The sequence below is a fragment of the Dactylosporangium sp. NPDC049742 genome, from assembly GCF_040674675.1.
In the GTDB taxonomy this organism is placed as follows: domain Bacteria; phylum Actinomycetota; class Actinomycetes; order Mycobacteriales; family Micromonosporaceae; genus Dactylosporangium; species Dactylosporangium maewongense.
On the sequence record NZ_JBFANF010000070.1, the window covers coordinates 58,443 to 65,110 of the forward strand.

At 73.8% G+C, this 6,668-nt stretch carries 6 protein-coding genes; 2 read left to right on the forward strand and 4 right to left on the reverse strand.

Annotation, left to right across the window (positions count from 1 at the left end; all coding sequences use genetic code 11):
• Positions 1–42 precede the first annotated feature (42 nt).
• Entirely contained in the window at positions 43–1,548 is a 1,506-nt protein-coding gene (locus AB0J72_RS49260) for a hypothetical protein (RefSeq protein ID WP_363412981.1), read from the forward strand.
• A gap of 214 nt (positions 1,549–1,762) precedes the next feature.
• Here the strand turns inward: AB0J72_RS49260 and AB0J72_RS49265 are convergent, their stop codons facing one another.
• The 3 genes from AB0J72_RS49265 to AB0J72_RS49275 all read right to left on the reverse strand — a co-directional run bounded on the left by AB0J72_RS49265 (position 1,763) and on the right by AB0J72_RS49275 (position 5,372).
• On the reverse strand, positions 1,763–2,722 hold the full coding sequence (locus AB0J72_RS49265) for a methyl-accepting chemotaxis protein (protein WP_363412983.1): 960 nt from the start codon (positions 2,720–2,722) through the stop codon (positions 1,763–1,765).
• A 149-nt stretch (positions 2,723–2,871) separates the two neighbouring features.
• The gene (locus AB0J72_RS49270; RefSeq protein ID WP_363412985.1) at positions 2,872–4,479 is read right to left on the reverse strand and encodes an ABC transporter permease; all 1,608 of its coding nucleotides are present in this window, start codon (positions 4,477–4,479) and stop codon (positions 2,872–2,874) included.
• Positions 4,476–5,372: an ABC transporter ATP-binding protein gene (locus AB0J72_RS49275; RefSeq protein WP_363412986.1), complete on the reverse strand. Its 897-nt coding sequence runs from the start codon at positions 5,370–5,372 to the stop codon at positions 4,476–4,478. Before AB0J72_RS49275 ends, AB0J72_RS49270 begins: the two co-directional genes overlap by 4 nt.
• A 71-nt stretch (positions 5,373–5,443) precedes the next feature.
• On the opposite strand from AB0J72_RS49275, the gene AB0J72_RS49280 reads away from it, so the two are divergent.
• Positions 5,444–5,917: a MarR family transcriptional regulator gene (locus AB0J72_RS49280; protein ID WP_363412988.1), complete on the forward strand. Its 474-nt coding sequence runs from the start codon at positions 5,444–5,446 to the stop codon at positions 5,915–5,917.
• An 82-nt stretch (positions 5,918–5,999) separates the two neighbouring features.
• On the opposite strand, the gene AB0J72_RS49285 is transcribed toward AB0J72_RS49280, so the two are convergent.
• Positions 6,000–6,668 (reverse strand): ThuA domain-containing protein (locus AB0J72_RS49285; protein WP_363412989.1); only part of this gene is annotated, 669 nt, incomplete at its 5' end.

The following is a 6,668-nucleotide window of genomic DNA, read 5'->3' on the forward strand; positions in this document are numbered from 1 at the left end:
TCGCCCACCGGGCCGTCGTGACGACGGGGCTGGGTGGTCATCGTGGAGCAGCGTTCGGAAGAAGCCGTCCTGCGTCGCCTGTACGCCGGGATTCGTGAGCGGCGGTCGCCGCAGGACGTGGCGGTGGACATCGTGGAGCTCGGCGCGCAGCGGTGGCTGAGCGCGGTGGGCTGCCGGGACCTGTATTCGATGATGCGGTACCTGCGGGCGCGCCAGCTGCCGGTGGCGCAGAACGGGCCGGCGGTGTGGACCGCGCCGGTCGGGTCGTCGATGCCGGCGACGTGGCGGCATCATCCGGGGCTGGCCAGGGCGTACGAGACGGCCGAGGTCGCGGTGGACGCCGTCGCGCTCGCCGCGGCGCGACCGGCGCCGGTGGCGGCGGACCCGGCCGAGCCGGCGTCGCTGCGCCGGTGGCTCGGGTCGGCCCTGACGCTGCTCGGCCTCCCCGACGAGGATCCATGGCCGGCCCGCCGGACGGTCCCGCGCCGCCCGGTGCCGATCTCGTGGTCGGGCGGCACCTACTACCGGCTGCGCAAGCCGGCCGGGGCGCGGGGCGACCGGGGCGGGCACGCCGACGCCCGGGACAGGATGGCCGCCGCCACCCGCCGGGAGCTGCTCCCCGGGGTGTCGGTCCGCGCGTACCGCCGGGCGGTGCGGGCCGTGCTGCACCTGCAGCAGCGCACCGAGGTGCTGGCCGCCGAGCGGGACCGCGAGGCGTCGGTGGCGTTCGGCAAGGCGCGGCTGGCGTACCTCGTCACCGAGGAGGACTTCGTCGCGTGCCCGGCCACCGCCGCGTTCACCGCGTACTACGTGGCGCGGCTGAACATGCGGACCCTGTTCACGTCGGGGCGCCAGGCGCGGCCCATGGACACCCTCGCCGAGCAGCTGCTGGCGGCGGCCCTGGCCAGCCCGGCCTGCCGGCCGTGGGTGCTGGCGTCGGTGCTGACGCGGTGGTCGGTGCTGGACCGGCTCGACGACACGCAGTGCGGCCGGCTGATGGGGCTGTACTACGAGCAGCTCGCCGCGTCGGCGCGGGCGCTGCGGCGCGCCTATGACGTGCGCCGCGACCCCACCCACATGATCATGCGGGCCGGCGACGACTCGTCGACGTGGAACAGTGCGTCCCGGGCGTTCAACCAGGCGCGCACCGGCTGGCTGAACCTGACGCGCGGACTCGGGTACGACGACGTCATCGAGGCGAGCTGCCCGGGCAAGGTGCCCGCGCTGGTGGCCGCCGACGTGGCCGCCTGGCACCGGCTGGAGGGCCGCGACCAGCACGCGGACGTGCAGGTGTGGGCGGACCTGCCGGTGCCGTGGGACGTCGTGCTCGGTGGCGACTCGTGCGACGCCGACCTGGTGCGGCAGGCATGCCGCAGGCACGGGGTGGATCCGGAGGCCACCGGCTGGACGCAGCCGTACCGGCAGGGCCTGACCGAGCTGCCGGCGCCGGCCCGGGATCTGGTGCACGGGGTGACGGTGTCGTCGCCGCTGCTGGCCGGGCTCCTGCGGGAGACCGGCGTGTTCTCCGGACAGGCACAGCGGCGATAACGCCTTGCGCCGACCGGCGCGATCGACGAGGCTGACGTGGCACGGCGGTAGCTCAGAGAGCCGGAGGAGGCTCCGGCCCGGCAGAGCGGGCGGCTCACGAACCTTCCGCCCCGTCCCCGTTTCGACCACGGGTCGTCGTGCACACAGGCCAGGTGTCCGGAACCGTCCGGGCGCCTGGCCTGTGTGGTGCTGCGGGCTGAGCGCGGATGGGGGCTCAGAACAGTCCAGCGGGCGGTGCACCGGCGGCCGAGGCCGTCGAGTCCACTGTGGATGGTGGTGGTGGCGGCGGCGGTACGTAGGCACCGGCGCCGATCCGGGTGACCGCCACCGCCTCGTAGGCGGACGTCAGCGAGCTGAGGTTGGCGGCGATCGAGGCCAGCGCGGCGACGGAGTCGGCGACCTGCCGGGTGCCGTCGGTGGAGCGGCTCGCCGCCTGCGCCAGGTCGTTGATCGTCGAGGTCAGCGCGAGCGTCGTGTCCCCGGTGTCGTGGACCCGCCGGGTCATCTCGGCCGTGACGTTGCGCTGGTCGTCCACCGCGGCGGTGATGTCCGCCTGGTGGCCGGTGATCTCGTGGATGACCTTCGTGATCGAGCCGAGCGCCGTCGCGGTGGCCTCCGCGTCGGTGCGGATGGCCGCCACCTGCGCGTCGATGCTGCCGGTGGCCTCCGCGGTCTGCTGGGCGAGGCCCTTCACCTCGTCGGCGACCACCGCGAAGCCCTTGCCGCTCGCGCCGGCCCGGGCCGCCTCGATGGTGGCGTTGAGCGCGAGCAGGTTCGTCTGGGCGGCGACGCCGTTGATGAACGCGACCACGCCGCTGATCTCGGCGCTGGACGTGCCCAGCCGGGTCACGCTGACCTGGGTGTCGGCGGCCGTCGTGACGCCCTGCTGCGCCACCCGTCCGGCGTTGCCGGCCCGCTCGGCGATCGCGTCGATGCTGGTCCGCACGGAGTCGGCCCCGGACAGCAGGCCGCGCATGTTGGCGGTGACGTCGTCGATGGACCCGGACAGCAGCACCGCCTGCTGGGCGGTCTCCGCGGTGTGGCGGGTGACCGTCGAGGCGTTCGTGGCCAGGTCGTCGGCGGCGTCGCGCAGGTTGTGCGCCTGCTGTGCGATGCCGGTCATGAGCGTGAGCATGCCCCCGGTGGCCTGGTTGATGAGGACACAGTTCCCCATCGGCGACCACCGCGCGGAGTTGAGGCGGAACGCGCCGCTTCGTTCGTGGATCCGGCCGGGGTACGGCGACCCCGCCGGGCGTCCTGCCCCGGGCGCCGCTCGATCGCGGTGGAGCCGGGGCAGGCGTGTGCTGCGGTAGGACGGGCCGCTCAGGTGATGGGGACGTCGCGGCGGCGGAAGCCGGCCAGGCCGGCGACGACCAGGGCCGCGGTGAGCGCGGTCAGGACCAGCAGCGGCGCCGCGGTGACCGGCCCGCCCGGGACGTGGGGGATGTGGGTGAAGGGGGAGACGTCCAGCAGCGCCTGGCTCAGCTGCAGCGCGGCGCCGACCTGCCCCAGGATCACGCACAGCGACAGCGCCGCCCAGCCGATCGCCGGTGCGCGGCGGGGCGCCAGGCCGAAGACCGCCACGGTGAGCGCGGCGAGGAGCCAGATCGCGGGCAGCTGGACCAGCGCGCCGGCCAGGACGCGGGGGACCTCCCGCCCGACGGCACCGGTGGCCGTGCCGTAGAGGAGCCCGGCGGCGAGACCGGTCACGATCATCACGAGTGTGGGGCCGAGGAACGCGAAGACGAGGTGCGACGCGGCCCACCGCAGCCGGCTCACGCCGGTGGCCAGCAGGGCCTCGCTGCGCAGCGCCGCCTCCTCGGTGCGCATCCGCAGCGCCGCGGAGATGCCGTAGGCGGCGACCGCGATCGCGCCGAGGCCGAGCGAACCGGCGATGAACACGTCGCCGGCGCCGGACGCGCCGCCGAGGCGCTCCATGATCTGCTTGAGCTGCTCGTTGTCGGCCAGCAGATCCCCAGAGGTCTTCGCGACGCCGCCGAAGAGCAGCCCGCCGACGATCCCGAGGCCGATCAGCCAGCCGTACAGGGAGCCGCGGTGCAGCCGCCACGCGAGCGCGAGCGGGCTGGCGAGGCCGGGTCCGGCCGCCGCCGGGCCGAGCTTCGGTGGCAGCAGCCCGGCGCCGACGTCACGGCGGGCCGACAGGCGCAGCGCGAGCGCGGTGACGGCGACCGCGGCGGCGGCGATGACCGCGAACACCCACCAGTGGTCGCCGGCGTAGGCGCGCACGTGGTAGATCCAGCCGAGCGGCGAGACCCACGACAGCCACGACAGGCCACCGCCGGCGACGTCGCCGGCGCCCCGCACCCCGAACGCGACGCCGACGACGGCGACGCCGATGCCCCGGGCCGCACCCGCGCCCTCGCTGAGCTGCGCGGCGGCCGCGCCGATGGCGCCGAACAGGATGCCGGCGCACGCCCAGGCCAGTCCCATGGCGGCGGCGCCGCCGGCCGGTGTGTGCTGGCTGATCATGCCGAGCGTGACGAGCGCGCCGACGAGCACGCTCGCGCAGGAGATGGTGACCAGCGCCGCGGCGACGGGGGCGTGCCGGCCGACGACGGTCGCGCCGAGCAGCTCGCGACGCCCGGCCTCCTCCTCGACCCGGGTGTGCCGGATGACGAACAGCACCCCGATCAGCGCCATGATCACCATGCCGGTCGCGGCCCGCCAGTAGATCAGCGCCCCGAGGCTCGCGTTGTCCGGCTTCGTCCCGTAGAACAGCAGCAGCATCGGGTTGCCGGCGAGGTTGTCGATGTAGCCCTGCCGCCCGGCGTCGGTCGGGTACAGCTGCGCGGTGCCGGACGCGAGGGACAGCGGCAGCAGGCCCAGTAGCAGCATCCAGATCGGCAGCAGCACCCGGTCGCGGCGGACGATGAGGCGGGCGAGGGCGCCGGTGCCGGTGAACGCGCTCATTTCGACGGCTCCGTCTCGTAGTGGCGCAGGAAGAGCTCCTCGAGCGTCGGCGGCTGGCTGACGAGGCTGCGCACGCCGTGCGAGGTCAGCTGGCGCAGCACGGTGTCCAGCTGCGCCGAGTCGACCTGGAGCCGCACCTGGTGGTCGCGCACGTGCAGGTCGTGGACGCCGGCCAGGTCGGCGAGGCCGTTGGGCGGGGTGCTCAGCTCGGCGGAGATGGACGTGCGCGTCAGGTGCCGCAGCTGCGTCAGGGTGCCCGTCTCGACGGTGCGGCCCTGGCGGATGATGCTGACCCGGTCGCAGAGCGCCTCGACCTCCGACAGGATGTGGCTGGACAGCAGCACGGTGCGGCCGCGCTGCTCGGTCTCCTCGGCGACGACCTGCCGGAACACCTCCTCCATCAGCGGGTCCAGGCCGGAGGTGGGCTCGTCGAGCAGCAGCAGCTCGACGTCGGAGGCGAGCGCGGCGATGAGGCCGACCTTCTGCCGGTTGCCCTTGGAGTAGGCGCGGCCCTTCTTGCGGGGGTCGAGGTCGAAGCGCTCGAGCAGCTCGTCGCGGCGGGCCCGGTTCACCCCGCCGCGCAGCCGGCCCAGCAGGTCGATGACCTCGCCGCCGGAGAGGTTGGGCCAGAGGGTGACGTCGCCCGGCACGTACGCCAGCCGCCGGTGCAGCGAGACGGCGTCGTGCCACGGGTCGCCGCCGAGCAGCCGCACGGTGCCGCCGTCGGCGCGCTGCAGGCCGAGCAGGATCCGGATGGTGGTGGTCTTGCCTGCCCCGTTGGGACCGAGGAACCCGTGCACCTCGCCCTGCGCGACGGTCAGATCGAGGCCGTCCAGCGCGGTGGTCTGGCCGAACCGCTTGATCAGTCCGGCGACCTCAATGGAGTTTTCCATGCTTCAGACGCTACACTCATTTCACACAAGTGTGAAAGTTCGTGTTGGACAATTGACGGATGGAATCCCACATGCGAGATGAGGCGGCGTTACGGGCCTTCGTCGAGGACATGGCCAGGCTGCTCGGCGACTGGGGCTTCCCACGCATGGCCGGCCGGGTCGTCTTCACGCTCATGGCCGCCGACGAGCGGTCGCTGACCGCCGGCGAGCTGGCCGACCGCCTGGGCGTCAGCGCCGCGGCCATCTCCGGCGCCGTGCGCTACCTGTCGCAGATCTCGATGGTGGCCCGCGAGCACGTCCCCGGCGACCGCCGCGACCGCTACCGGCTCGTCGACGATTCCTGGTATGAGGTGACGGTCGCCAAGATGACCCTGCTGAAGACCCTCGCCGACGCCGCCGACCTGGGCGCGGCCGCGGCGGGCGGGCCCGGCACCACCGCCGGCGCCCGGCTCGCCGGGATGCGCGACTTCTACAACTGGGTGCAGGACCGGCTGCCGGCCCTGCTCGACCAGTGGGCCGCGGAGAAGGCGGCCAAGGCGGACTGAGGGCTCGCCGCGTGGCGAGCCACGAAACGGACCTGCCGCCGGCCCGTTGGGGAGCCGGCGGCAGGTCGGTCGGGTGCGGGAGCTACTTCAGGGCCATCATCCAGTCCCGCAGCTGGCGGGTCTGGCGGTCGAGCTCGCTACGCGCCGCGTCGGTGCCGGCGGCGGGGGAGCCGGCCAGCGCGATGATCTTGTTGAGCGAGGTGACCGCGGCGTTGTAGTCCTGCCGCAGGTACGCGGCCTGGGCGTCGTCGAGCAGCGCCGCGGCGGCCGCGGCGGACTCCGGGTCCAGGGTGCCGGCGGCAGAGTTCGCGGTGATGAGCGTGCGGGTCTGCCGGAAGGTCGAGCAGTTCGCCTCGCTCTGGCCGGCCGTCCAGTTGATGCCGGCCAGCAGGATCTTGGTGAAGTCCTCGCGGTAGTACTGGGCGCGGTCGTGGCCGAGGATGAGTGAGAAGGCGCGGCCGCCGTCGTAGTTCTGGCACCATGCGATCGGGTGGTCGCCGCCCATCAGCGCCAGTGGGGCGTTCGCGGCGTTGCCGCTGTTGAGGCTGCGGCGGTACGTCGACTCCTCGAGGCTCAGCAGCGTGTGCACCTCGGCTCGCGGGTTGTGGTCGAAGTTGTACAGCTCGTCGATGGTGAGCCAGGTCTTCGGCAGGTGCGCCGTGGCCGGGTTCGTCGGGTCCTCGGTGTTGACCTGCACGTTGATGCAGCTGCCGCAGGTGCCTTCGCCGTTCTGCCCGCCCGGGTGGTTGGT

What these genes read in the sequence shown, in the direction of transcription:
- AB0J72_RS49280 (WP_363412988.1), top strand. Translation starts at nt 5,444, where the DNA reads ATGCGAGATGAGGCGGCGTTACGGGCCTTCGTCGAGGACATGGCCAGG.
- AB0J72_RS49265 (WP_363412983.1), bottom strand. Translation starts at nt 2,722, where the DNA reads ATGGGGAACTGTGTCCTCATCAACCAGGCCACCGGGGGCATGCTCACG.
- AB0J72_RS49270 (WP_363412985.1), bottom strand. Translation starts at nt 4,479, where the DNA reads ATGAGCGCGTTCACCGGCACCGGCGCCCTCGCCCGCCTCATCGTCCGC.
- AB0J72_RS49275 (WP_363412986.1), bottom strand. Translation starts at nt 5,372, where the DNA reads ATGGAAAACTCCATTGAGGTCGCCGGACTGATCAAGCGGTTCGGCCAG.